This is a genomic window from Bacillus sp. RHFS10, from assembly GCF_016757475.1.
Classification (GTDB): domain Bacteria; phylum Bacillota; class Bacilli; order Bacillales; family Bacillaceae; genus Bacillus; species Bacillus subtilis_G.
Genome location: NZ_JAESPO010000001.1, coordinates 83,354 through 107,896 on the forward strand (window position 1 = coordinate 83,354; position 24,543 = coordinate 107,896).

At 45.1% G+C, this 24,543-nt stretch carries 25 protein-coding genes; 20 read left to right on the top strand and 5 right to left on the bottom strand.

Translation table 11 applies throughout. The features are described 5' to 3' along the window. The first annotated feature begins 3 nt into the window (after positions 1-3). The 4 genes from thiI (at position 4) to JMN17_RS00405 (ending at position 4,895) form a co-directional block, all read left to right on the top strand. On the top strand, positions 4-1,209 hold the full coding sequence (gene thiI / locus JMN17_RS00390) for a tRNA uracil 4-sulfurtransferase ThiI (RefSeq protein WP_202326916.1): 1,206 nt from the start codon (positions 4-6) through the stop codon (positions 1,207-1,209). A gap of 91 nt (positions 1,210-1,300) precedes the next feature. After that, positions 1,301-1,516, top strand: a complete 216-nt coding sequence (locus JMN17_RS00395) for an alpha/beta-type small acid-soluble spore protein (protein ID WP_010329658.1) — start codon at positions 1,301-1,303, stop codon at positions 1,514-1,516. Positions 1,517-1,695: 179 nt separating this feature from the next. After that, positions 1,696-3,285 (top strand): acyl-CoA synthetase MbcS, encoded by a 1,590-nt coding sequence (gene mbcS / locus JMN17_RS00400; RefSeq protein WP_202326918.1) that lies wholly within the window; start codon positions 1,696-1,698, stop codon positions 3,283-3,285. Between the two features lie 20 nt (positions 3,286-3,305). Further along, entirely contained in the window at positions 3,306-4,895 is a 1,590-nt protein-coding gene (locus JMN17_RS00405) for an amidohydrolase (protein ID WP_202326919.1), read from the top strand. Positions 4,896-4,928: 33 nt separating this feature from the next. Here JMN17_RS00405 and JMN17_RS00410 read toward each other — a convergent pair whose 3' ends face one another. Continuing rightward, positions 4,929-5,732, bottom strand: a complete 804-nt coding sequence (locus JMN17_RS00410; RefSeq protein ID WP_087992447.1) for an NAD kinase — start codon at positions 5,730-5,732, stop codon at positions 4,929-4,931. 187 nt (positions 5,733-5,919) lie between these two features. Between JMN17_RS00410 and sppA the strand changes: the two genes are divergently transcribed. The 14 genes from sppA to JMN17_RS00475 all read left to right on the top strand — a co-directional run bounded on the left by sppA (position 5,920) and on the right by JMN17_RS00475 (position 18,497). Continuing rightward, positions 5,920-6,927, top strand: a complete 1,008-nt coding sequence (sppA, locus tag JMN17_RS00415; protein WP_087992446.1) for a signal peptide peptidase SppA — start codon at positions 5,920-5,922, stop codon at positions 6,925-6,927. Positions 6,928-6,939: 12 nt separating this feature from the next. Further along, positions 6,940-7,434, top strand: a complete 495-nt coding sequence (locus JMN17_RS00420) for an RDD family protein (RefSeq protein ID WP_087992445.1) — start codon at positions 6,940-6,942, stop codon at positions 7,432-7,434. Positions 7,435-7,508: 74 nt separating this feature from the next. Then, entirely contained in the window at positions 7,509-8,189 is a 681-nt protein-coding gene (locus JMN17_RS00425) for a DUF2953 domain-containing protein (RefSeq protein WP_087992444.1), read from the top strand. A gap of 13 nt (positions 8,190-8,202) precedes the next feature. After that, positions 8,203-8,673: a GerW family sporulation protein gene (gene ytfJ, locus JMN17_RS00430; protein ID WP_202326930.1), complete on the top strand. Its 471-nt coding sequence runs from the start codon at positions 8,203-8,205 to the stop codon at positions 8,671-8,673. Between the two features lie 109 nt (positions 8,674-8,782). Continuing rightward, a complete protein-coding gene (tpx, locus tag JMN17_RS00435) occupies positions 8,783-9,286 on the top strand; it encodes a thiol peroxidase (RefSeq protein WP_087992442.1) in 504 nt (167 codons plus the stop codon). Between the two features lie 58 nt (positions 9,287-9,344). Further along, on the top strand, positions 9,345-10,331 hold the full coding sequence (locus tag JMN17_RS00440) for a class I SAM-dependent methyltransferase (protein ID WP_087992441.1): 987 nt from the start codon (positions 9,345-9,347) through the stop codon (positions 10,329-10,331). 345 nt (positions 10,332-10,676) lie between these two features. Beyond that, on the top strand, positions 10,677-11,864 hold the full coding sequence (locus JMN17_RS00445) for an acetate kinase (protein ID WP_087992440.1): 1,188 nt from the start codon (positions 10,677-10,679) through the stop codon (positions 11,862-11,864). 83 nt (positions 11,865-11,947) lie between these two features. Continuing rightward, positions 11,948-12,460: a MogA/MoaB family molybdenum cofactor biosynthesis protein gene (locus JMN17_RS00450; RefSeq protein ID WP_087992439.1), complete on the top strand. Its 513-nt coding sequence runs from the start codon at positions 11,948-11,950 to the stop codon at positions 12,458-12,460. 170 nt (positions 12,461-12,630) lie between these two features. Beyond that, positions 12,631-13,842: an argininosuccinate synthase gene (locus JMN17_RS00455; RefSeq protein ID WP_087992438.1), complete on the top strand. Its 1,212-nt coding sequence runs from the start codon at positions 12,631-12,633 to the stop codon at positions 13,840-13,842. Next, positions 13,839-15,224 (top strand): argininosuccinate lyase, encoded by a 1,386-nt coding sequence (argH, locus tag JMN17_RS00460; RefSeq protein ID WP_087992437.1) that lies wholly within the window; start codon positions 13,839-13,841, stop codon positions 15,222-15,224. The genes JMN17_RS00455 and argH overlap by 4 nt, the downstream gene beginning before the upstream one ends. A gap of 64 nt (positions 15,225-15,288) precedes the next feature. Continuing rightward, complete coding sequence (locus tag JMN17_RS21875) at positions 15,289-15,420, top strand: hypothetical protein (RefSeq protein ID WP_277986962.1); 132 nt, start codon at positions 15,289-15,291, stop codon at positions 15,418-15,420. Positions 15,421-15,546: 126 nt separating this feature from the next. Further along, positions 15,547-16,314 carry an SDR family oxidoreductase gene (locus JMN17_RS00465; protein ID WP_087992435.1) on the top strand — a complete coding sequence of 256 codons (768 nt, stop codon included), beginning with the start codon at positions 15,547-15,549 and terminating at the stop codon, positions 16,312-16,314. A gap of 61 nt (positions 16,315-16,375) precedes the next feature. Next, positions 16,376-17,059 carry a metal-dependent hydrolase gene (locus tag JMN17_RS00470; RefSeq protein WP_202326931.1) on the top strand — a complete coding sequence of 228 codons (684 nt, stop codon included), beginning with the start codon at positions 16,376-16,378 and terminating at the stop codon, positions 17,057-17,059. A gap of 118 nt (positions 17,060-17,177) precedes the next feature. Beyond that, complete coding sequence (locus tag JMN17_RS00475; protein ID WP_087992464.1) at positions 17,178-18,497, top strand: CBS domain-containing protein; 1,320 nt, start codon at positions 17,178-17,180, stop codon at positions 18,495-18,497. Positions 18,498-18,515: 18 nt separating this feature from the next. Here the strand turns inward: JMN17_RS00475 and JMN17_RS00480 are convergent, their stop codons facing one another. Continuing rightward, positions 18,516-18,818, bottom strand: a complete 303-nt coding sequence (locus tag JMN17_RS00480; RefSeq protein ID WP_087992433.1) for a YtpI family protein — start codon at positions 18,816-18,818, stop codon at positions 18,516-18,518. Positions 18,819-18,948: 130 nt separating this feature from the next. Here JMN17_RS00480 and nrnA point away from each other — a divergent pair, with 130 nt between their 5' ends. Then, entirely contained in the window at positions 18,949-19,890 is a 942-nt protein-coding gene (gene nrnA / locus JMN17_RS00485; protein ID WP_087992432.1) for a bifunctional oligoribonuclease/PAP phosphatase NrnA, read from the top strand. Between the two features lie 17 nt (positions 19,891-19,907). On the opposite strand, the gene JMN17_RS00490 is transcribed toward nrnA, so the two are convergent. The 3 genes from JMN17_RS00490 to ytrH all read right to left on the bottom strand — a co-directional run bounded on the left by JMN17_RS00490 (position 19,908) and on the right by ytrH (position 21,044). Continuing rightward, positions 19,908-20,099 carry a hypothetical protein gene (locus JMN17_RS00490; protein ID WP_087992431.1) on the bottom strand — a complete coding sequence of 64 codons (192 nt, stop codon included), beginning with the start codon at positions 20,097-20,099 and terminating at the stop codon, positions 19,908-19,910. A 103-nt stretch (positions 20,100-20,202) separates the two neighbouring features. Further along, positions 20,203-20,706 (bottom strand): sporulation membrane protein YtrI, encoded by a 504-nt coding sequence (ytrI, locus tag JMN17_RS00495; RefSeq protein ID WP_141113413.1) that lies wholly within the window; start codon positions 20,704-20,706, stop codon positions 20,203-20,205. Further along, positions 20,703-21,044: a sporulation membrane protein YtrH gene (gene ytrH / locus JMN17_RS00500; RefSeq protein WP_024122464.1), complete on the bottom strand. Its 342-nt coding sequence runs from the start codon at positions 21,042-21,044 to the stop codon at positions 20,703-20,705. Before ytrH ends, ytrI begins: the two co-directional genes overlap by 4 nt. Before the next feature lie 140 nt (positions 21,045-21,184). On the opposite strand from ytrH, the gene dnaE reads away from it, so the two are divergent. Further along, positions 21,185-24,532: a DNA polymerase III subunit alpha gene (gene dnaE / locus JMN17_RS00505; RefSeq protein ID WP_202326932.1), complete on the top strand. Its 3,348-nt coding sequence runs from the start codon at positions 21,185-21,187 to the stop codon at positions 24,530-24,532. Positions 24,533-24,543: the final 11 nt, after the last annotated feature.

The following is a 24,543-nucleotide window of genomic DNA, read 5'->3' on the forward strand; positions in this document are numbered from 1 at the left end:
AACATGAATTACGATCATATATTAATTCGTTTTGGGGAAATATCAACCAAAGGCAAAAACAGAAAAAGCTTTATTGAGCGCTTAAAGCAAAACGTCAGACTCGTTTTGAAAGACTATCCGAACTTAAAATACTTTTCCAATCGTGACCGCATGACGATTACATTAAATGGAGAAGATCCGGAGGCTCTTTTTCCTCTTTTAAAGCAGGTGTTTGGCATTCAAAGCTTCAGCCTGGCGATTAAGTGTGACAGCCGCCTTGATGATATTAAGGCAACTGCTCTCCATGCTATTAAGGATCAGTATCAGCCTGGTGATACGTTTAAAGTCGCGACGAAGAGAGCGTATAAACAATTTGAGTTAGATACAAACCAAATGAACGCTGAAATCGGCGGCCACATTTTGAGAAATACAGAAGGATTGACGGTCGATGTCCGCAACCCTGACATCCCGCTCAGAATCGAGATCAGAGAGGAAGCGACCTTTTTGACGATTCGCGATGAAAAAGGTGCAGGCGGCCTGCCAGTCGGTTCAGCAGGCAAAGCAATGCTGATGCTTTCCGGCGGTTTTGACAGTCCTGTGGCGGGTTTTTATGCGATGAAACGGGGACTGTCGGTAGAAGCTGTTCATTTCTTCAGCCCGCCATACACAAGCGAGCGCGCAAAACAAAAGGTAATGGATCTGGCAAAATGCCTGTCCCGCTTTGGAGGAAGCATGACGCTTCATATCGTTCCGTTTACAAAAACGCAAGAGCTCATCCAAAAACAAATTCCTGAGAACTACACAATGACGGCAACCCGCCGCCTCATGCTTCAAATTGCCGACAGAATCCGAGAAAAGAGAAACGGACTTGCCATCATTACAGGAGAAAGCCTCGGTCAGGTAGCGAGCCAAACGCTTGAAAGCATGTATGCGATAAACGCGGTGACATCAACACCGATTTTGCGTCCGTTGATCGGCATGGATAAAACAGACATCATCGAAAAATCACGGGAAATCGGCACATATGAGACAAGCATTCAGCCGTTTGAAGACTGCTGCACGATCTTTACGCCGCCAAGCCCGAAAACACGTCCTAAAAAAGAAAAAATTGAACACTATGAAAGCTTTGTTGATTTTGAGCCGTATATCCAAGAAGCGGTTGAAAACATTGAGACAATGACGCTGTATAGCGAACAAGAAGCAAACGATAAATTCGCGGAACTCTTTTAACCAGCTGCAGCTCCTGTCTGTAATTACCAAAGTTTTTCTGTATGAAGCCATGTGTTTTAACACATTCTATACTCACAAGGAGGTGAGACACATGGCACAAAACAGTCAAAACGGTAACAGCAGTAACCAACTCCTAGTACCAGGAGCTGCTCAAGCCATCGACCAAATGAAATTAGAAATCGCTTCTGAATTCGGTGTAAACCTTGGAGCAGACACAACTTCTCGCGCTAACGGTTCTGTTGGAGGAGAGATCACAAAACGTCTTGTTTCTTTTGCTCAACAAAACATGGGCGGAGGACAATTCTAATTTACAATTTCACATAATGGCTTAGGAGTGGGGGAAAACCCCACTCTTTTTCGTTTTTATATATATAAAAGGACCAGCGACCTATAAAAACATATGTTTATCGAGCTGGTTTTTAGGCAAATCCTTACGGGAAGAGCTTGTATTTATGTATAATGGGTGGAGAAAGTGAGGAGTTGTTCGTGTTAAAACGAGAAGATTTAATTGCCCCTATGCAATATAATTTAGTGAATGAAATGGAAAAGTTCAGTGCCGCTGGACAAAAAACCGCCCTTTTGTGGGAGGATGAGTCGGGCAAGCAAGAATCTTGGTCTTATGAAAAGCTGATGGAAGAAACAAATAAAATCGGAGCGGCTTTGGCTGACCTTGGATTTAACAAGGGAGACAAGCTGATTGTAATGGTTCCGCGGGTGCTTGAAGCCTATGCTGTTTATTTGGCTATCCTGAAATCAGGAATGGTTGTCATTCCATGCTCAGAAATGCTTCGTGCGAAGGATCTTGAATACCGGATTGAACATGCAGAAGTTAAAGGCGCCATCGTCTATTCTGCATTTATCGGCGCTTTCCGTGATGTCAGTACCGCTGACAAATTGATTAAGCTGTCTATTGGCGAAAACGATGCCGGCTGGAAAAATCTCTTATCGATTGAAGCGGACGGAAGCCAATTCCAAACAGCTGACACAACAAGAGAAGATATGGCTTTCTTATCTTACACATCCGGAACAACAGGTCAGCCTAAAGGTGTTGTACATACACACGGTTGGGCATTTGCTCATTTAAAAACATCTGCCGGCGCTTGGCTTGATATTTCTGAAAAGGATATCGTCTGGGCGACTGCTGCCCCTGGCTGGCAAAAGTGGGTGTGGAGCCCGTTTTTAGCGGTGCTTGGAAGCGGAGCAACGGGTTTTGTGTACCACGGCAGATTCAAAGCAGAAACATATCTAGAACTTTTAAGCCGCTACAAAATCAATGTCTTCTGCTGTACGCCGACGGAATACCGCTTAATGGCGAAGGTTGAAGGCTTGGACCGCTATGATCTTTCTGCCCTGCACAGCGCCGTTTCCGCAGGCGAACCGCTCAATCGTGAAGTCATTGATGTTTTCCAAAAGCACTTCGGCATTAAGGTGCGGGATGGATATGGCCAAACAGAAAGCACGCTTTTAGTCGGTGTCTTGAAAGGTATGGATATTAAACCGGGAAGCATGGGAAAACCGACACCGGGAAATCAAGTAGAAATCATTAATGAAGACGGTGAAATCTGCAAATCTGGTGAGGTTGGCGATATCGCTGTTCACCTCAGCACACCGGCGCTCTTTAAAGAATATTACAAAGATCCGGAAAGAATGAAAACACAAATACGCGGCGATTATTTCCTAACAGGAGACAGAGCCAAAAAAGATGAGGAAGGTTATTTCTGGTTTGAAAGCCGAAACGACGATATCATTATCAGCTCCGGCTACACGATCGGGCCCTTTGAAGTGGAAGACGCGCTCGTTAAGCACCCCGAAGTAAAAGAATGTGCTGTTGTCGCAAGCCCTGATGAAATCAGAGGTTCCATCGTTAAGGCATATGTTGTCCTGCAGAATCACGAAAAACGCAGTGATGAGCTTGTCAAAGTCCTGCAAAATCATGTGAAGACCATTACCGCTCCGTACAAATATCCTAGAGAAATTGAATTTGTGGAAAGCCTGCCGAAAACGGCTTCTGCAAAAATCAGACGAGTGGAATTAAGAAAACGTGAAGAACAGCTCAAAGCTAATAAAAAGGCGTAAAGAAAGAGAGTGGACGTGAAGTGAAGGCGATATGGCACGGCGGTTTCATTTATACGATGCTCGAAGAAGGCGATCGGACAGAGGCGGTTTATGTTGAGGATGGTGTCATAAAAGGCACCGGCAGCTATGAGCGCCTGAAGAAAAAATACGGGTCCCCGGACACAGAAGAAATCAGCCTGAACGGGGCAGTGATGTTTCCCGGATTTGTCGACAGCCATTTACACTTGATCGGCCACGGCGAGAAACAGCTTCAGCTCGATCTGTCTGCGCTGACGTCGAAAGAAGCTGTTTTACAGGCTGTCAAGGAAAGAGAGCGTCAGTATCCTGAAGGCGATTGGCTCGTTGGAGAAGGCTGGAATGAAAATCAATTTGAGACACCGGACTATTTGACCAAGCATGATCTTGATCGTTTATTTCCGGACAGGCCCGTCTTGCTTAAGCGGGTATGCCGGCATGCGATAACTGTTAATTCTGCGGCTCTTCAAGCGGCAGGGATTTCAAGAAACACCCCTGACCCTGACGGCGGAGTCATTGTAAAAGATGAAAATGGAGAGCCGACCGGGCTTCTGTTTGATAAGGCGCAGAATCTGATTCTGAAGGCTGTCCCGCCAGTCTCCCAGCACTATGTTGATGAGGCGCTCACAGCTGCGATAGAGGATTGCTGGACAAAAGGCCTGACGGGCGGACATTCGGAAGACTTGTCCTATTATGGTGATGTTTCGGTGCCGATGAAAGCTTATGAGAAAACTGCCGCTAGCGGAAAGTATCCGTTTCGCTGTCATTTGCTCGTTCATCATGAAGCGGTCGATCGATGGGAGCAGCTGGAGAAGCCGTCGGGCCCGTATGTGGAATTCGGTGCCATGAAAATATTTGCTGACGGGGCGCTTGGCGGGAGAACGGCTTTATTGAAAGAACCATATCACGACGATCCATCCACTAATGGTGTTCAGGTTCATGATGATGAAACCCTTGGCCGGCTTATTCGAAAAGCGAGAGAAAAAGGCATGGAGGTTGCCGTTCATGCGATCGGCGATCTTGCGTTTGAAAAAGTGCTGAACGCAATTGAAAAGCATCCGCCCCGAAGCGGCCGGCATGATCGGCTGATTCATGCTCAAGTGCTCAATGACGAATTAATTGAAAAAGCGGCACGCATGCCGATCGCAATTGATATTCAGCCTCATTTCGTCACCAGTGATTTTCCTTGGGTCATTGACCGTCTCGGAAAAGGCAGGGTGAAAACTGCCTTTGCATGGAAAACGCTGATGTCCAAAGGCATTTTATGCGCGGGCGGCTCAGACGCCCCGATTGAGCCTGCTGACCCGCTTCTTGGCATCCAGTCCGCGGTGCTCCGAAAAAGCACCCATGAACAGAACGGGCCAAGCTATAATGAAAACGAATGTTTGACGGTGTATGAAGCGATTGAGCTCTATACAGAAGGAAGCGCCGGGATCATTTATAAAGACAATTCACGCGGAAAAATTGCCGAGGGCTATGACGCGGATTTTACGGTTCTCAGCGATGATCCATTTGCAATTGACCCTGCACAGCTTCATCTTTTGGACATTAAAAAAACCGTGATCAACGGCCAGATTGTATATGAGAAGTCATAAAAGGACAGGCGGGCAGCCTGTCCTTTTCATTTTCTATAAAAAAGTACGCTTCACTTTCTCCCAAAATGAATTGTCCTTTAGTTTGACTGTTTTGATTTTTTTGTCAGACAGTTTGATTTCGATTGTTTTCACGTTTCTTGTACTGAGTGCTTCATTGTCCAAACCGATGATCGGGTGCTCATTGCCGTCTTGCATTACACGAAGGGTCAGCTTTCGGTCAGAGCTGAGGACAAATGGCGAGCCGAGTGTTCGATAGGTGTTATTGTTAAGGGATGCAAGCTCAGATACCTGTATGCATGGAAGCAGCGGGTCAACAACTGCTCCTGCGACAGACTTGTTATATGCGGTGCTGCCTGTCGGGGTTGAGATGATCATTCCGTCTCCTCTAAACGTTTCAAAGTGCAGATCATCAATCAGCACGTCCATCACAAAGGTTTTAATAATGCTTGAACGGATGGAAACCTCGTTTAAGCAGTGAAAAGGGCTGGCGTTATCCACTGTCACTTCAATCAGCGGATATTTTCTGACTTCTATTTGTTCAAACGTCATTGCATCGACCATTTTCCCTTGATCATCACTATGAAAGTCGCAATATAAATGAGCTTTCCCCTTTTTGGTAATGCCGACGTACAAGCAATCGTCACGGAAATTCGTTTTTCTGACTGCTTGCAAAAATGTGCCGTCTCCGCCAATGCTTGCGATAATATTGGCGTCTGAGGGCTGATTCACAACCGTAAATCCATGTTCTTCAGCCAATTGTGTTAACGTGCTGGCTTGTTCGTTTGTTTTCTGGTCCTGTTTGTGAAAAAAATAAACATTACGGCGTTGATCGGTCATATCCCATTTCCCCTTTAGCTGTCATATTTAAGTTTTTCTGTCATTTAGTATTTGTGATAAAATACCTTTGGCCATAAGTGTACCACGTTTGGCGGCAGCCCGTTAAGCCAGAGCTTTCTCATTAATTGAAACATTTTTGATATTGAATCGTATTATGAGAGAGTTTGGGAAAAAGGAGGAGAAAAAAATGAATGCAAAAAGATGGATCGCATTAGTGATTGCCCTGGGGATTTTCGGCGTTTCCATCATCGTCAGTATCTCAATGAGTTTCTTTGAAAGCGTCAAAAGCGCTCAAACGGATCTCTCATCACTGACGGATGAATCGCAGGAAAAGACGCTGGAAAACGGCAGTCTCTCAAGTAAAATTGCCGTATTGGAGGTCAGCGGCACCATTCAGGATAATGGGGATTCAAGCAGTCTGCTGGGATCAGGCGGATATAACCACAGAACGTTCTTAAAAAACCTTGAGCGTGCAAAAGATGACAAGACAGTTAAAGGCATCGTTCTGAAAGTGAATTCTCCGGGCGGCGGAGTATATGAAAGTGCTGAAATACATAAGAAGCTGGAAGAGATCAAGAAAGAAACAAAAAAACCGATTTACGTGTCAATGGGATCGATGGCAGCATCTGGCGGCTATTACATCTCGACGGCGGCTGATAAGATTTTTGCGACCCCGGAAACCTTAACTGGGTCACTCGGCGTCATTATGGAAAGTGTTAATTATTCAAAGCTTGCTGATAAGCTCGGAATTTCTTTTGAAACGATTAAGAGCGGGGCCCATAAGGATATTATGTCTCCTTCCCGTGAGATGACGAAAGAAGAAAAGAACATTATGCAATCTATGGTTGATAATTCATATGAAGGATTTGTTGATGTCATTTCTGAAGGCCGCGGCATGTCGAAAGCGGAGGTAAAGAAAATTGCGGACGGACGTGTGTATGACGGACGGCAGGCGAAAAAACTGAAGCTCGTTGATGAACTTGGTTTTTATGACGATACCATTTCAGCGATGAAAAAGGATCATAAGGATTTAAAAAACGCCTCTGTCATTTCTTACGAGGAAAGCTTAGGATTAGGCTCGCTGTTTTCCATGGGCGCCAACAAAATGTTTAAGAGTGAAATCGATTTTCTTAATATGAGAGAAATTCTTTCACAATCCGGTTCGCCGAGAATGATGTATCTCTATGCGAAGTAGGAGGGATCAATAATGGATGTGACATATGAAGAGTTTGAGCGCAATGACATCAAAGGCCCGCAAGAAGCGGAGCAGCTGACACATGCTTATGCGGGCTTTTGGGTTCGTTTCTGGGCTTTCCTGCTTGATTGGCTCGTTGTATGGGGATTAAACCATTTACTTGTTTCTCCCCTCTTTACCGTATTGGATCTGCCGAAAACATCCGGCATGTTTACCTTCTCGGCTTACAGTGTGACTACGCTTGTAGTGTTTCTTGCCTATTTTGCCCTGCTGACAAAGTTCTTCAGGCAGACGCTTGGAAAAATGGTGTTCGGCCTCAAAGTGGTTTCTGTGAAACCGGACCATAAGCTGACATGGAGTACAGTGATTTTTCGTGAAGTAGTCGGAAGGTATATTGATAAGATTTGGATTTTATATATCGTCGTTGCTTTTTCACCTACAAAACAGGGGATTCATGACTACATCGCGGACACGACTGTGGTGCATGAAAAACTATATCGCAAATAACCGATAAACCCGGACCTCGTCCGGGTTTATTTTTTTCTGGATTGGCGATAATGCTCCTAGAGGAAGTGAAGAATATGATATATGTGCTGACAGCCATTCTTATTCTTATAGGTATCGTGCTGCTTCTCAGAATGAAAGTACATGTTGCGGTCGAGTATCTTCATGCCGAGGATAACGACAAACTGACCTTGAAGATTACGACGCTGTTTGGCCTGATCCGGGTCAAAAAATCAATCCCGGCCATTAAGGTGAACAAAGCTGACGGAACAGTTGACATCAAACAAAAATCAAAATCCAAAGTGAAAGAAAGCAGCGGCAAGCAAAAAATCACATTTGATGATGTGCAGCAAAGTATCCATAAAATCGAAATGCTTCTGCACCAGGTCAAAAATTTACGGAAAATCAACGCGACTTTTCTGGCGCATTTACATATCACAAAACTCGAATGGGTTACAATCGTGGGAATTCATGACGCAGCAGTAACAGGCGTGTTAACAGGTGCTGTATGGGGTGTGAAAGGCGGTATCGCTGCGATGCTGTATGAGCATCTGGATTTTGTGGAGAAACCCGTCTATGAAGTGATTCCGTCGTTTCAAGTCCCTGTCTCCAAGACTCATTTTCAGTGTATATTCTTTTTTCGCTTTGGACATGCTATGCTTGCAGCTTTCAAATTCGTCAAATACGGACGGGAGTTATCCGCATTAAAGAAGAATCCGTCGTCTCGAATGACTTCAAAGAATGATTCATCAGTTTAAGGAGGAAGCGTATATGGCAGACCATCCCATTCAAGGTTTAATGAAAACCGCAATGGAAAACTTGAAGGAAATGATTGATGTTAACACCATCATCGGAGACCCGGTGGAGACGCCGGATGGAAGCGTGATTTTAACGGTCTCTAAAGTTGGATTCGGATTCGCTGCAGGCGGAAGTGAGTTTGGCGGTAAGCCGGCAGAAAAGAAATCCGGAGACGATGAGACAAGAGAACAAAAACTCCCTTTCGGAGGCGGAAGCGGAGGCGGTGTGTCCATTACACCGATCGCGTTTTTAATTGTCGGATCGACCGGCATCAGAATGCTTCATTTAGATGAAAACACTCATTTGATCGAGAAAATTTTAGACGCAGCTCCTCAAACACTAGAGCGCATCCAGCAAATGTTTAAGAAAAACAACAAGAACCAAGGTCAAGGCCAAAACCAAAACCAAAATCAAATGAATAATATGAACAATATGAATTATTAAATAAGGGTTAACTGCGGCCGCCGCAGTTAACTTTTTTTTGGCATAAACTTTGCAGTTTGCAGGAAACTTTACTATGATAGAGACATACATACAAAAGGGAGGAATTATAATGGCTGAAATTACATTTAAAGGCGGTCCGGTTACACTTGTCGGACAAGAAGTGAAAGTAGGGGATCAAGCTCCTGATTTCACAGTGCTGACTAACAGCCTTGAAGAAAAATCGTTAGCTGATATGAAAGGAAAGGTAACGATTATTTCTGTTATCCCTTCAATTGACACAGGTGTTTGTGATGCGCAAACACGCCGTTTTAACGAAGAAGCAGCAAAGCTTGGAGATGTCAACGTCTACACAATCAGTGCAGACCTTCCATTTGCACAAGCTCGCTGGTGCGGCGCTAACGGAATTGACAAAGTAGAAACGCTGTCTGACCACAGAGACATGTCATTTGGCGAAGCGTTCGGTGTGTATATTAAAGAACTTCGTCTGCTTGCGCGTTCCGTATTTGTCCTTGATGAGAATGGAAAAGTCGTTTACGCAGAATATGTAAGTGAAGCAACAAACCACCCGAACTATGAAGAGCCAATCGAGGCTGCTAAGGCATTAGTGAAGTAAGCAGGGAAGAAGCTCCAGGCTGCCGCCGGAGCTTTTTTTATGGCAAGGAGGAACACATATGCAAAAAGACCATGTGGGCGCGGTGTACGAGCTGTTAGACGAAGCCGCGATCATCATAAAGAATGAATTGCAAATTTCATATATAGAGGCGCTGGCTGAAGCGGGAGAAATGTATTTTCTTGAAAAAACGAATCAGCTGAAACTGTCTGATGAGAAAACCGAACAGCTTCAGGCTCTGCTTGAAAAAGCGGAATTCGGCACATATGAGCACGAGTGGGTGCGCAAAGCTTTTCAGCTGTCTGTCCTGAAAGGCCTGAAAGATATCTCTCATCCGAACAGACAGATGACGCCGGACACAATTGGGCTTTTCATCAGTTATTTGGTGAATAAGTTTATGGCGGGCCAAAAGGAACTTACGGTCCTTGATCCGGCTGTCGGAACGGGAAACCTTCTGTTCACCGTGCTGAACCAGCTGTCTGAAAAAACGGCGAATAGCTTTGGCATTGAAATTGATGACGTACTGCTGAAGATCGCGTATGCCCAAGCGAACCTTTTGAAAAAAGAGCTTGAGCTGTTCCATCAGGACAGCCTTGAGCCGCTGTTTATCGATCCTGTTGACACGGTCATATGCGATCTGCCGGTCGGCTATTATCCGAATGACGAAGGAGCAGAAGCGTTTGAGCTCAAAGCGGACGAAGGTCATTCCTTCGCACATCATCTGTTTATAGAACAGAGCCTCAAACATACCAAACCGGGCGGCTATTTATTTTTTATGATCCCGAATCATTTGTTTGAGAGCTCCCAAAGCGACAAGCTGAAACAGTTTTTTAAAGAAAAGGTTCATATCAACGCCCTTTTGCAGCTGCCAAAGTCTATTTTTAAAGAAGAGGCTCATGCCAAAAGCATCCTTGTGCTCCAGAAAAAAGGAGAGGGGACGAAAACGCCGGGGCAAATTCTGCTTGCGAATCTTCCGTCTTTCACCAATCAGAAGGCGATGCTTGATATGATGGCTCAAATAGATGCGTGGGTTGGAAAAGAAAAATAGATGTCGAATAGCAGCTTAGGCGGCCGTCATACGATGGATGCCTAAGCTGTTTTTATTGTGGCACTTGATGACCGGACAGGCGAATTGAATCAAGTTTTGAAACACAAAATATAAAAGGGAAAACCGCAATATGTAAGCGTTTGTCAATTCAAAACCTATAGGTGATATGTCTGAAAATAACGACTTCTCACTGTAAGCGTTATCAATATACAAGTTGACTTGAAATGCCGACATGACAATGTTTAAATGGAAAAGTCAGATATTTTTCGGAGAAGAAGATGATATTCACCGGGAAAAAAGTACGAAAAAGAAGTTGTTGATACAGAGTATAAAGGAGCGTCAATCATGTCCAAAATTATTGCAATTAACGCAGGAAGCTCGTCTTTGAAATTTCAGCTTTTCGAAATGCCTTCAGAAACGGTTTTAACGAAGGGTTTAGTTGAACGAATTGGTATCGCCGACAGCGTATTTACGATATCTGTAAACGGCGAGAAAAATACAGAAGTAACTGATATTCCGGATCATGCGGTAGCGGTTAAAATGCTGCTGAATAAGCTAACGGAATTCGGCATTATTAAAGATTTGAATGAAATTGACGGAATCGGCCACCGTGTCGTGCACGGCGGAGAAAAATTCAGCGATTCTGTCTTATTAAGTGATGAAACCATTCAGGAAATTGAAGATATTTCTGAATTGGCACCGCTTCACAACCCGGCGAATATCGTTGGAATTAAAGCGTTCAAAGAAGTGCTTCCAAATGTTCCTGCGGTTGCTGTTTTTGATACGGCATTCCACCAAACTATGCCTGAACAGTCTTACCTGTACAGCCTGCCTTATGAATACTATGAAAAATTCGGCATCCGTAAATACGGCTTCCACGGCACTTCACATAAATATGTGACTGAGCGTGCAGCAGAGCTTCTTGGCCGTCCGTTAAAAGACTTACGCCTGATTTCCTGCCACCTTGGAAACGGCGCTAGTATTGCTGCTGTTGAAGGCGGAAAATCAATTGATACATCTATGGGCTTTACGCCGCTTGCCGGTGTGGCAATGGGTACACGCTCTGGAAACATCGACCCTGCCCTGATCCCATACATCATGGAGAAAACAGGCCAGACAGCTGACGAAGTACTGAATACATTAAACAAAAAAAGCGGACTGCTCGGCATCTCCGGTTTCTCAAGCGATCTTCGTGACATCGTTGAAGCAACGAAAGAAGGAAATGAGCGTGCGGAAACGGCCCTTGAAGTCTTCGCGAGCAGAATCCACAAATACATCGGTTCTTACGCTGCAAGAATGAGCGGTGTCGATGCGATCATCTTTACTGCCGGTATCGGTGAAAACAGTGTGGAAGTCAGAGAGCGCGTTCTTCGCGGCTTAGAATTCATGGGCGTTTACTGGGATACTGCGCTTAATAACGTACGCGGCGAGGAAGCTTTCATCAGCTATCCGCATTCTCCAGTAAAAGTCATGATCATTCCGACTGATGAAGAAGTCATGATTGCGCGCGACGTTACCCGTTTAGCAAAATAAATCGTTTTTAAAGAGCACATTCACTTGAATGTGCTTTTTTGTTCATGCATGATAATGACAGAAAAAATAAAAGAGGTGAGCTGATGAGCGTTCAAGAGCATAAACAAGAAGCGCCCGATATCGTTCGGTGCAAAGTGATCACAGTCAGTGACACGAGGACGGAAGAAACGGATAAAAGCGGCAAGCTGATGATCTCATTTTTAGAAGAAGCCGGTCATCACATTGCCGCCTATGAAATTGTAAAAGATGAAAAGGATGCTTTGCAGCGGGCTGTCCTTGCCGGTTGCATGGATGAACAGACAGACGCGGTACTCTTAAACGGAGGGACGGGCATAGCAGATCGGGACGTCACCATTGAAGCCATTTCGCCGCTGTTTTCAAAAGAACTGCCCGGCTTTGGAGAAATATTCAGAATGCTGAGTTATACAGAGGATATCGGCTCGGCCGCAATCATGTCGAGAGCGACTGCCGGCGTTATCCAGCATACAGCTGTTTTCTCAACGCCAGGCTCAAGCGGCGCGGTAAAGCTGGCAATGAAGAAGCTGATTATTCCCGAACTTGCACATGTCGTCAGAGAAATCAGAAAAGACAAGTAAATGAATAAATACTAAGAAACTTCACCTGGAAATTCAGGTGAAGTTTTTTTAATAAAAGGCTTGAAAAAACGAAAAGTACTTGTTAAAGTGTATACATACAAAATGTATTTTTATTAAATATAATTTATTTTTATACAAAAAAGAAACATGGCTGAGAGGAGATTTTTATCATGTCAGAACAGAAAAAAGTTGTATTAGCATACTCAGGAGGCCTTGATACCTCCGTTGCAATAAAATGGCTTCAGGAGCAAGGGTATAATGTGATCGCCTGCTGCCTGGACGTCGGTGAAGGCAAGGATTTGGCATTTGTTCAGCAGAAAGCGCTGGAAGTAGGCGCGACAAACTCCTACGTGATCGATGCAAAAGAAGAATTCGCACAGGACTACGCGCTTATCTCTTTGCAGGCTCATACGATGTATGAAGGAAAATATCCGCTCGTTTCCGCATTATCTCGACCGCTGATTGCGAAAAAACTGGTTGAAATCGCTGAAAAAGAAGATGCACAGGCGATTGCGCACGGATGTACAGGGAAAGGGAATGACCAGGTTCGTTTCGAGGTCTCTATTAAATCATTAAATCCTGATCTTGAAGTCATCGCGCCGGTTCGGGAATGGCAATGGTCACGTGAAGAAGAAATTGAATATGCGGCAAGCCGCGGCATTCCGATTCCGATCAATCTTGACAGCCCGTATTCTATCGACCAAAACCTATGGGGACGCGCAAACGAGTGCGGCATTTTAGAAGATCCATGGGCGGCTCCGCCTGAAGGTGCATACGATCTAACAGCTCCGCTGGAAAAAACGCCGGACACGCCGGAAGTGATTGAAATTGCGTTTGAGCAAGGCGTGCCTGTATCCATTGACGGCGTAGCCTACTCGCTTTCTGAACTGATTTTGAAGCTGAATGAAATGGCAGGCGCTCACGGTGTCGGACGTATCGACCACGTGGAAAACCGCCTTGTCGGCATTAAATCCCGTGAAGTATACGAATGCCCAGGTGCAATGACACTGATCAAAGCGCATAAAGAATTGGAAGATTTGACGCTTGTAAAAGAGGTAGCCCACTTTAAACCGATCATCGAGCAAAAAATGTCAGAAATCATTTACAACGGCTTATGGTTTTCTCCGTTAAAAGACGCGCTGCACGCTTTCTTAAAAGAAACGCAACAGCATGTCACAGGCATTGTTCGCATCAAGCTGTTTAAAGGCCATGCGATTGTAGAAGGACGCAAATCAGAATACTCTCTATATGATGAAAAACTTGCAACATATACAAAAGACGATGCGTTTGATCACCATGCGGCAATCGGGTTTATCGAGCTTTGGGGACTTCCGACAAAAGTGAACAGCATCGTGAAAAAGAAGGAGCAGATGAAAGCATGAAGAAGCTTTGGGGAGGCCGATTCCAAAAAACACCGGAAAAATGGGTCGACGAGTTCGGCGCGTCCATATCATTTGACCAAAATTTAGTGACTGAAGACATTACAGGGTCTCTCGCACATGCTGCCATGCTGAAAAAATGCGGAATCCTTACAGCGGAAGAAGAGCTGAAAATCCGTGAGGGACTAAATACCCTTCTGCAAAAAGCAGAGGAGGGGGCATTGCAATTCTCAGTCGATTATGAGGACATTCATTTGAACATTGAGAAAATGCTTATTGACGAAATCGGCCCTCTCGGAGGCAAGCTGCATACCGGAAGAAGCCGGAATGATCAGGTGGCGACTGATATGCATTTATATTTGAAAAATCATGTCGATCACATCATTGAGCTGATTGAGGCGTTCCAAAACGCGCTGATCGAAAAGGCGGAAGCGAATGTCGAAACGATTCTGCCGGGCTACACACATTTGCAGCGCGCCCAGCCGATTTCATTCGCTCACCATTTGCTTGCGTATTTCTGGATGCTGGAGCGCGACAAGGAGCGCTTTCAGGATTCAATGAAGCGGATTAACAAATCTCCGCTTGGCTGCGGAGCGCTCGCGGGAACAACCTTCCCGATCGACCGTGACTATTCAGCAGAACTGCTCGGTTTTGATTCCATCTATGAAAACAGCCTGGACGGCGTCAGCGACAGAGATTTCATTTTGGAGTTTTTAAGCAACAGCAGTACGCTGATGATGCACCTATCCCGTTTCTCTGAAGAGATCATTCTCTGGTGCTCTCAGGAGTTTAAATTCATCGAGCTTGACGATACGTACGCAACGGGAAGCAGCATGATGCCGCAAAAGAAAAACCCTGATATGGCAGAGCTGATCCGCGGCAAAACGGGACGCGTATACGGCGATATGATGGGGCTGTTTACGATCATGAAAGGCCTTCCGCTCGCTTACAACAAAGACCTACAGGAAGACAAAGAAGGCATGTTTGACACGGTGAAAACGGTCGAGGGGAGCCTGCAAATCTTCACAGGCATGATCGAAACAATGACTGTAAACAAAGAGAATATGAAGCAAGCGACAAAACAAGACTTTTCAAATGCGACAGAACTGGCCGATTATTTAGCGAAAAAAGGAATGCCGTTCAGAGAGGCGCATGAAGTGGTCGGGAAACTTGTGTACACATGCATCGAAAAAGGGATCTATTTAAGCAATATGCCGTTTGGCGATTTTCAGCAGGCGAGCCCGCTCTTTGAAGAAGATATTTACACTGTGTTAGACCCCTACCACGCAGTAGAAAAAAGAATGAGCGCCGGAGGCACCGGGTTCAAACAGGTAGAGCAGGCGCTTGGAAAAGCGAAAGCTTGCGTGGCAGCAGGCGTTTGTTAAAATTTCCTTCATAAAATCCCGTCATTATAGCCAACCTATTTCTATAATGATGGGAGGCAGGATGATGAAAAAAGAACCGGAACGCTATATTTATGATGATCAAGAAAGTCAGGAGACAACAAGGCTTATTTCAGAAGCATATCAAAGCGGTTATGTGGATATGTTTGATCAAGAGCCTTCATCTTCTGAGGAATAAGCTGTCTGTACAGGCAGCTTTTTTTGTATGTCAAAGTGTAAAAAGTGATATTGAAGGCCTTTTATAGTAAAGTAGAAGAAGAAACACTTTATTGAAAGCGGCGACGTTGCTTTGGGAGGTATTCATGTGCGACATGCTTTAATTACTGCCGGTTCGAAGGGTTTAGGCCGAAAAGTGACTGAGATGTTGCTTGCAAAGGGGTATTCAGTAACAGTCAATTACAGGCGGGATGAGGAGGCTGTCAGCCGCCTGAAGGAAGCCTGTCCTGATTGTCTTGACCGGCTGCAATTTGTAAAAGGTGATGTCACCAAAAAAGAAGATCTGCTCCGTATTGCAGAGGCTGCCTTAAACCGCTTCGGAAGGATCGACTTTTTGATTAACAACGCGGGACCATACATATTTGAACGTAAAAAGTTAGCCGATTATACTGATAATGAATGGTACGGTATGTTGGAAGGGAATTTAAGCGCCGTCTTTCATTTATTCAAAGCGGTTATTCCGACCATGAGACAACAGCAGTTCGGACGCATCATCACGTACGGATTTCAAGGTGCGGCGCACGCGCCAGGCTGGCTTCACCGATCGGCATTTGGCGCTGCGAAAGTGGGTTTGGCTTCTTTGACGAAGACCATTGCCATTGAAGAAGCCGAATTCGGCATAACCGCCAACATGGTTTGCCCGGGAGATATTGTGGGCGGTATGAAGGAAGCATCAATAGAGGAAGCCAGAAAGCGAATTGGCAAAGAAAAAACGCCGATAGGAAGATCGGGCACAGGCGAGGATATCGCCCGGATTATCGCTTTCTTGTGTGAAGAGAACTCAGACCTTGTGACAGGGACTGTCATTGAAGCCACCGGAGGCCTCAATGTCATTAATAAGAATCAATCGACATAAGTTTTTCAGTTTCTTGAAAAGGGAAAATATAAAATCAACATAATGTGACGAGGTGAAAGAAATGAAAGTGACATATCACGGACATTCTGTTATCACAGTGGAAACGAAGGATCATCATATGATATTTGACCCGTTTTTGACAGGGAATTCGTTAACGGATCTAAAGCCGGAGGATGTAAAAGCAGACGTCATCTTATTGACGCACGGACACAATGATCATGTCGGCGATACAGAACAAATTGCCAAGCAAAACAACGCGTTGGTTGTTGCTCCGAACGAGCTCGCCGTGTACTTAGGCTGGAAAGGCTTGAATGTTCATCCAATGCACATCGGCGGCTCCCGCCAGTTCGATTTTGGAAAAGTGAAGCTCACACAGGCTTTTCACGGATCAGCCATCACAGATGAAGAAAACAAAACGATCACTTACACAGGCATGCCAGCCGGTATTTTGCTGACTGTGGAAGATAGAACGATTTTCCACGCGGGCGATACGGCTCTTTTCTCTGATATGAAGCTGATTGGCGAATTGAATCATATTGACCTTGCCTTCCTGCCGATTGGCGATAACTTTACGATGGGGCCTGAAGACGCCAAGCTTGCCGCTGAATGGCTGCGGGCAAAACAGGTCGTGCCGGTTCATTACAATACATTCCCGGTTATCGAACAAGACCCTGAGGCATTCGCTGACAGCCTGCCGGGCGGAGTCGGTAAAGTCATGGCGGTCGGTGAGACGATCGAGCTTTAACCGGCTGAAAACATCTCCTGATTCATCAGGAGATGTTTTTTATTTTTCCCGCTCATTGCGTACAAATCCTCCGAGCCCTTATAATAAAAGCAGAAGACTGTCCTTAGAGGTGAAAGGCTTGGCAACGAAGCATGAACAAATTTTAACGTATATTGATTCACTCCCTGTCGGTGAAAAAATTTCTGTGCGAAGAATTGCAAAGGAAATGAAAGTAAGCGAAGGGACCGCATACAGAGCGATCAAGGAAGCAGAGAATAAAGGGTTTGTCAGCACGATTGAACGTGTGGGCACAATCCGGATTGAGCAAAAGAAAAAAGAGAATATTGAAAAGCTTACCTATGCAGAGGTTGTAAATGTCATAGACGGACAGGTGCTCGGGGGCCGGGCCGGACTCCATAAGACATTAAATAAATTTGTCATCGGCGCGATGGAGCTGGACGCGATGATGCGATACACCGCAGCGGGGAATCTTCTGATTGTCGGAAACAGAATCAACGCGCACAGACAGGCGCTTGAAGCGGGCGCGGCTGTATTGGTGACCGGGGGCTTCAACACGGATGACAGTATTGTACAGCTGGCAGATGAGCTTGAGCTGCCGATTTTATCCACGAGCTATGACACCTTTACAGTAGCCGCAATGATTAACCGGGCGATTTATGACCAGCTGATCAAAAAAGAAATCGTTCTGGTGGAGGACATTCTAACGCCAGCTGACCGTACGGTATATCTTTCGCCTAAGGATAAACTTGAAAAATGGTATGAGAAAAACTTTGAAACGGGACACGGCCGGTTCCCAGTTGTTGACGATCAGATGAAAATCCACGGCATCTTGACATCGAAAGATATTGCCGGCCATGAGCGAAACGCATCCATCGAAAAGGTCATGACCAAAAATCCCGTCACGGTTATTGGGAAAACATCTGTCGCCTCGGCGGCGCAAATGATGGTATGGGAAGGGATTGAAGTGCTTCCCGTTACTGACGGCCACCAAAAACTGATCGGCATGATCAGCCGCCAAGACGTGTTAAAAGCCCTTCAAATGATTCAAAAGCAGCCGCAGGTCGGGGAAAAGCTTGATGATATCGTTTCAAAGGGATTTAAAGATGAGGATGATGATAAAGAGGGTCAAACGGTTTACGAGTATGAAGTCACGCCGCAGATGACAAACCAGCTCGGAACAATTTCTTATGGTGTGTTTACGACCATTTTGACGCAAGCGGCAAACCGGTTTTTGCGCTCGAAAAAACGCGGTGAACTCGTAATAGAAAGCATCACCATTTTCTTTTTGAAGCCTGTGCAGATGGAATCGGTCATCGAAGTCAAACCGCGCATTTTGGAGGCCGGCAGAAAGTTTGGAAAAATGGAAGTTGAAGTGCACAGCCAAGGCCATATCGCGTCTAAAGCGATGCTGATGGTTCAGCTGATGGAAAGAAGCTAAGGGACGTTCAGGCGCCCCTTACGCGTGATCTCTTTCAGCTTCTTTGGCGTGAAGGGGATTGTAATGCCTGTAGGCTTTATAACCTGCCCAAGCGCTTCCTGCTCCTATGACGATAAAGATACCGCCGATTACTAATGTTAATACCGAATGGAATAATATCATTTGGTTGAGCCCGTAGAACAGGACCAGTGACCCTAAGGCCATGCTTGATTTTGCCGAACAGATTTCTTTTTCCAAAGCTTGCTTTGTCCGTACGCCTTTTACTTTATAGTACACATAAAAGCAGGCTGAAAGCCCAATCAAAAAAACAAGAACCAGCATAAATGAAATCCTCCATCGTAAAAGTTTACAAACCCATTCTATACAAAAACGGGCTTGGTTTTGACGTTATTTTTCTTTTCCGTCGGCAGAGAATGTGATTTAATGAATAAAAACAATAAAGGAGTATCAAATGAAAACAGAATTAATCAGAACCATATCATTATATGACACGATTATCTTACATAGACATGTGCGCCCTGATCCGGATGCTTATGGATCTCAGTGCGGGCTTACGGAAATCCTGCGTGAAACGTATCCAGAAAAAAATATTTTTGCGGTCGGCACGCCTGAACCGTCCCTCTCTTTCCTATATTCCCTTGATGAGGTGGACAATGAAACATATGAAGGCGCACTGGTCATTGTCTGCGATACGGCAAATCAGGAAAGAGTCGACGATCAGCGTTATCCTTCAGGCGCCAAACTGATGAAAATCGACCATCATCCGAACGAAGATCCATACGGTGACCTTCTCTGGGTCGATACAAGCGCCAGCTCAGTAAGTGAAATGATTTACGAGCTGTATTTAGAAGGAAAAGAGCACGGCTGGAAGCTGAATACGAAAGCGGCAGAGCTGATCTATGCCGGCATAGTCGGAGATACCGGACGCTTCTTATTTCCGAATACAACGGAAAAAACATTAAAATATGCAGGCGAGCTCATTCAGTATCCATTCTCTTCCTCAGAGTTGTTTAATCAATTGTATGAAACAAAACTGAATGTGGTGAAGCTTAACGGCTTTATCTTTCAAAATGTGTCATTGTCCGAAAACGGCGCCGCTTCTGTTTTCATCAAAAAGGATACGCTTGAAAAGTTCGGCACCACGGCTTCTGAAGCGTCACAGCTTGTCGGGACGCTCGGCAATATCTCAGGTATTCGCGCTTGGGTGTTTTTCGTAGAAGAAGATGATCAAATCAGAGTCAGATTCCGTTCGAAGGGTCCTGTCATTAACGGACTTGCCCGGAAATATAACGGCGGAGGCCATCCGCTTGCTTCAGGCGCCTCTATTTACAGCTGGGATGAAGCTGATCGGATTTTAGCTGATCTGGAAACACTATGTAAAGAACACAAGTAGAGGGGAGACCCTCTCTCTTAGTGTTCATCTGTGACGGGGATGAACCAGCAGCCGAAATCAGTAAGGTCCTCGTAGACTTGGAGATTGTGAAATTGAAGTTCTTTTTTTATGAGGGAAGCGAGTGAGTTTGTTTCGGCATATGCAGAAAAACCTTGTCTGAGCCGGGCTGCTTGATCTTTTGCTAACTGACGGTCACTGTAAACCTCCATTTCCCTTCCTCCTTCCTTTTGCCATTAAGCCTCTCACATATAGTTTATAAAAAAGAATGGGAAAAAGCGACAGAAGTTTAGAGAATTTAAAAAAAATCCATAATTACGCCGCAAATGATATTTCAAGTTCTACTGTCAGTCTCGTATAAATAATTAATTCTTTGACGGTTGCCTCGTATTTTTTTTCATTGATCATATAGACTTTATTTTCGATTGTCCGTTTTAAAAGATCCTTTGTTTGATAGACGCTCTCTATGTCTTTTGTAATCACCTCTGAAATATTATCCTTTACATGCTCCTCGAATTTCGTTTTATCCGGCTGTGATATTTTATATTTATCCCCATTCTGTAATTTAACGCTGACGCTTTGGATCAGCAGTTTTCTTTTATTATCTTCGTTCAGTTTATGGAGGTCTTCCTGATAGATTGAAATTTGATTGTTTAAGTCTTTGACATGCTCTTTTTGTTTTTCAATGAGGCTGACCTGCTCCTCTTGGAATGTACCGTAAGTAAACAGGAAAAAGAACCAGCTGATCACGGCTCCGCACATCATTCCCGCAAAAAAACGCTGCCACCCCGGTTTTTTGTAATGCTGTGGCACCCTCATGAAGAAATATGCTCCTGGGTCAGCCATGAAATAATAAGCCAGCCGCTTTGCGCCCCGCCCATGGCCGAGATAATGAGAAGAATCTGCTTGAATAAATCTCTCGTATTGCCTTCAAGAATGCCTCGTTCAAAGCTGTATACCGCATCGAATGTACCGCCGATAGCGGCGACCAGCGCCCATATTTTTAATCTGTTGGCAAGCTTTGTAATGACCGTAAGCGGGGCTTCGCCTGCCAAATATGCTCCGAGGCCTCCGATGAGTGCGCCTCCGATCAGCACCCCTAATGCGATAAAATAACTGTTGATGAAATTTACCATAAAACCAGCTTCCTGATCCATCTTGATCACCTCACCTTTTATATCATATTGAGCTTTCAGGACAAGTATGATGACGACTCGAAAAAGAACATTTGTTTCTTTTGAAAACCCGACTTATAATGTAGAAAGAAACGGATCGTAATGGAGAAAGAGGTGATAGCATGTCTTTTGTTCACCTGCAAGTGCATAGCGGGTACAGCCTGCTAAACAGCGCCGCGGCTGTGGAAGAGCTCGTCAAGGAAGCTGACAGGCTCGGATATGCGTCTTTGGCGCTGACAGATGATCATGTCATGTACGGAGCTATTCAATTTTATAAAGCATGCAAGGCGAGAGGGATCAACCCAATAATCGGTTTGACGGCTTCTGTTTTTACAGATGATAACGAGCTTGAAGCCTACCCGCTCGTCCTGCTGGCCAAATCAAATACAGGCTATCAAAACCTGCTGAAAATCAGCAGCGTCCTGCAATCGAAATCAAAAGGCGGGCTAAAGCCGAAATGGCTTCACAGTTATTGGGAAGGCATTATCGCGATAACGCCCGGCGACAAAGGATATATTGAAACGCTGCTTGAAGGAGGGCTGTTTGAACAGGCCGCTCAAGCAGCACTTGAATTTCAGTCTATATTCGGAGAGGGGGCCTTTTATTTTTCCTATCAGCCTTTTAAAGAGAATCAAGTCTTATCTGAGCAGATTCTGCTGCTGTCTGAAGAAACAGGTATCCCTATTACGGCGACAGGTGATGTGCATTACATAAGGAAAGAAGATAAGGCTGCCTACCGTTGTCTGAAAGCGATTAAGGCAGGTGAAAAACTGACGGATGCCCCCGCCGAAAATCTGCCTGATCTCGATTTGAAACCCATCGAAGAAATGCAAAACATTTATCAAGAGCATCCCGAAGCACTGCAAGCATCTGTTGAGATCGCGGAACAATGCCGGGTTGACGTCAGCCTCGGGCAGACCCGTCTCCCGTCCTTCCCAACTCCAGACGGAACGTCCGCTGACGATTATTTAACGGACATCTGTATGGCAGGTCTTCGCAGCCGCTTTGGCACGCCTGATGAACGATACCTCCGCCGTCTTCAATATGAGCTTGATGTCATCAAACGGATGAAGTTCAGCGATTACTTTCTGATCGTATGGGATTTTATGAAGCACGCCCATGAAAAAGGGATCGTTACAGGACCGGGAAGAGGTTCTGCGGCAGGATCTCTTGTGGCTTATGTCCTGTATATCACAGATGTTGACCCGATTAAACATCACCTGCTGTTTGAACGTTTTTTAAACCCAGAACGTATCAGTATGCCGGATATTGATATTGACTTTCCGGATACAAGAAGGGATGAAGTTATTCAATACGTTCAGCAGAAATACGGTGCGATGCACGTCGCGCAGATTATCACCTTTGGAACACTTGCGGCAAAAGCGGCGCTTCGGGATGTCGGCAGAGTATTCGGTGTCAGCCCGAAGGAAGCAGATCAGGTTGCAAAACTCATTCCTTCAAGGCCGGGCTTGACGCTGGATGAAGCGAGACAGCAATCGCCGGAGCTGAATAAGCGGCTTCGGGAGTCAAGTCTGCTTCAGCAAGTATTTACAATTGCCCGAAAAATAGAAGGGCTGCCAAGGCATACCTCGACCCATGCAGCCGGCGTTGTCCTGAGTGAAGAATCGTTAACAGATATTGTTCCGCTTCAGGAAGGGCATGAAGGGATATATTTGACGCAATACGCGATGGATCATCTTGAAGACTTGGGTCTTTTAAAAATGGATTTCTTAGGCTTACGCAACCTGACGCTCATTGAGTCCATCACTTCAATGATCGAAAAAGAAGAAAACATCAAAATAGATCTTTCGAATATTTCCTACAGGGATGACAAAACGTTCTCCTTGCTGTCGAAAGGGGATACGACAGGGATTTTTCAGCTTGAATCTACAGGGATGAGAAGCGTCCTGAAGCGGCTTAAGCCTTCAGGCCTGGAGGATATTGTGGCGGTCAATGCGCTGTACCGGCCTGGTCCAATGGAAAATATTCCGTTATTTATCGACCGTAAACACGGCCAGGCTCCTGTTCACTATCCCCATGAAGATTTAAGGAGCATCTTGGAAGATACATATGGCGTCATTGTGTATCAGGAACAAATTATGATGATAGCTTCCCGTATGGCAGGGTTTTCTTTAGGAGAAGCGGACCTGCTGAGACGGGCGGTCAGCAAAAAGAAAAAAGAAATCCTGGATAGAGAGCGAAGCCATTTTGTTGAAGGGTGCTTAAAAAAGGAGTATTCTGTAGACACTGCAACTGAAGTCTACGATTTAATCGTGAAATTCGCAAACTATGGCTTTAACCGAAGCCACGCGGTGGCATACAGCATGATCGGCTGCCAGCTTGCGTATTTGAAAGCTCATTATCCGTTATATTTTATGTGCGGATTACTGACAAGCGTCATTGGCAATGAGGACAAAATAGCTCAATATCTTTACGAAGCAAAGGGGAGCGGGATTCGTATCCTTCCTCCGTCAGTGAACAAAAGCAGTTTTCCGTTTAGAGTTGAAGACGGATCTGTCAGATACAGCCTCCGCGCGATAAAAAGTGTAGGCGTCTCAGCAGTCAAAGATATATATAAAGCGAGAAAAGAGAAACCATTTGAAGATCTTTTCGATTTCTGTTTTCGTGTGCCGTCAAAAAACGTAAATCGCAAAATGCTTGAAGCACTTATTTTTTCTGGTGCGATGGACGAATTCGGCCAAAACCGGGCGACGTTGCTCGCATCCATTGACGTTGCTTTGGAACATGCAGAGCTATTCGCCGCGGGCGATGACCAAATGGGATTGTTTTTAGATGAATCGTTTTCGATTAAGCCGAAGTATGTGGAGACAGAGGAGCTTCCGCTTGTGGATTTACTTGCGTTCGAAAAAGAAACGCTCGGCATTTATTTTTCAAATCATCCGCTCTCTGCCTTCCGAAAACAGCTGGCTGTACACGGAGCAGCGACCATTCTGCAGGCCCAGCAGACGGTCAAAAGGCCGCTTTCTCTCGGGGTCCTGCTGTCAAAGATCAAAACGATTCGGACGAAAACAGGTCAAAACATGGCGTTTTTAACGCTAAGTGATGAAACCGGTGAAATAGAAGCCGTTGTTTTCCCTGAACAATTCAGGCAGCTTTCTCCCGTTTTAAGAGAAGGCGCTCTTTTATTCACAGCGGGCAAATGTGAAGTAAGGCAGGATAAGGTCCAGTTCATCATGTCCCGGGCAGAATTATTAGAAAATATGGATGCGGAAAATGCGCCATCGGTGTATATAAAAATAGAAAGCAGTCAGCACAGCCAGGAGATTCTGGCAAAAATTAAACGCATTTTGCTGGAGCATAAAGGGGAAACAGGTGTTTATCTTTATTATGAAAAGCAAAAACAGACGATTAAGCTTCCTGAGTCGTTTCATATCAATGCGGATTACCAGGTGTTATATCGCTTAAAAGAGCTGTTGGGTCAAAAAAACGTCGTTTTAAAACAGTGGTAACGATGCATTTT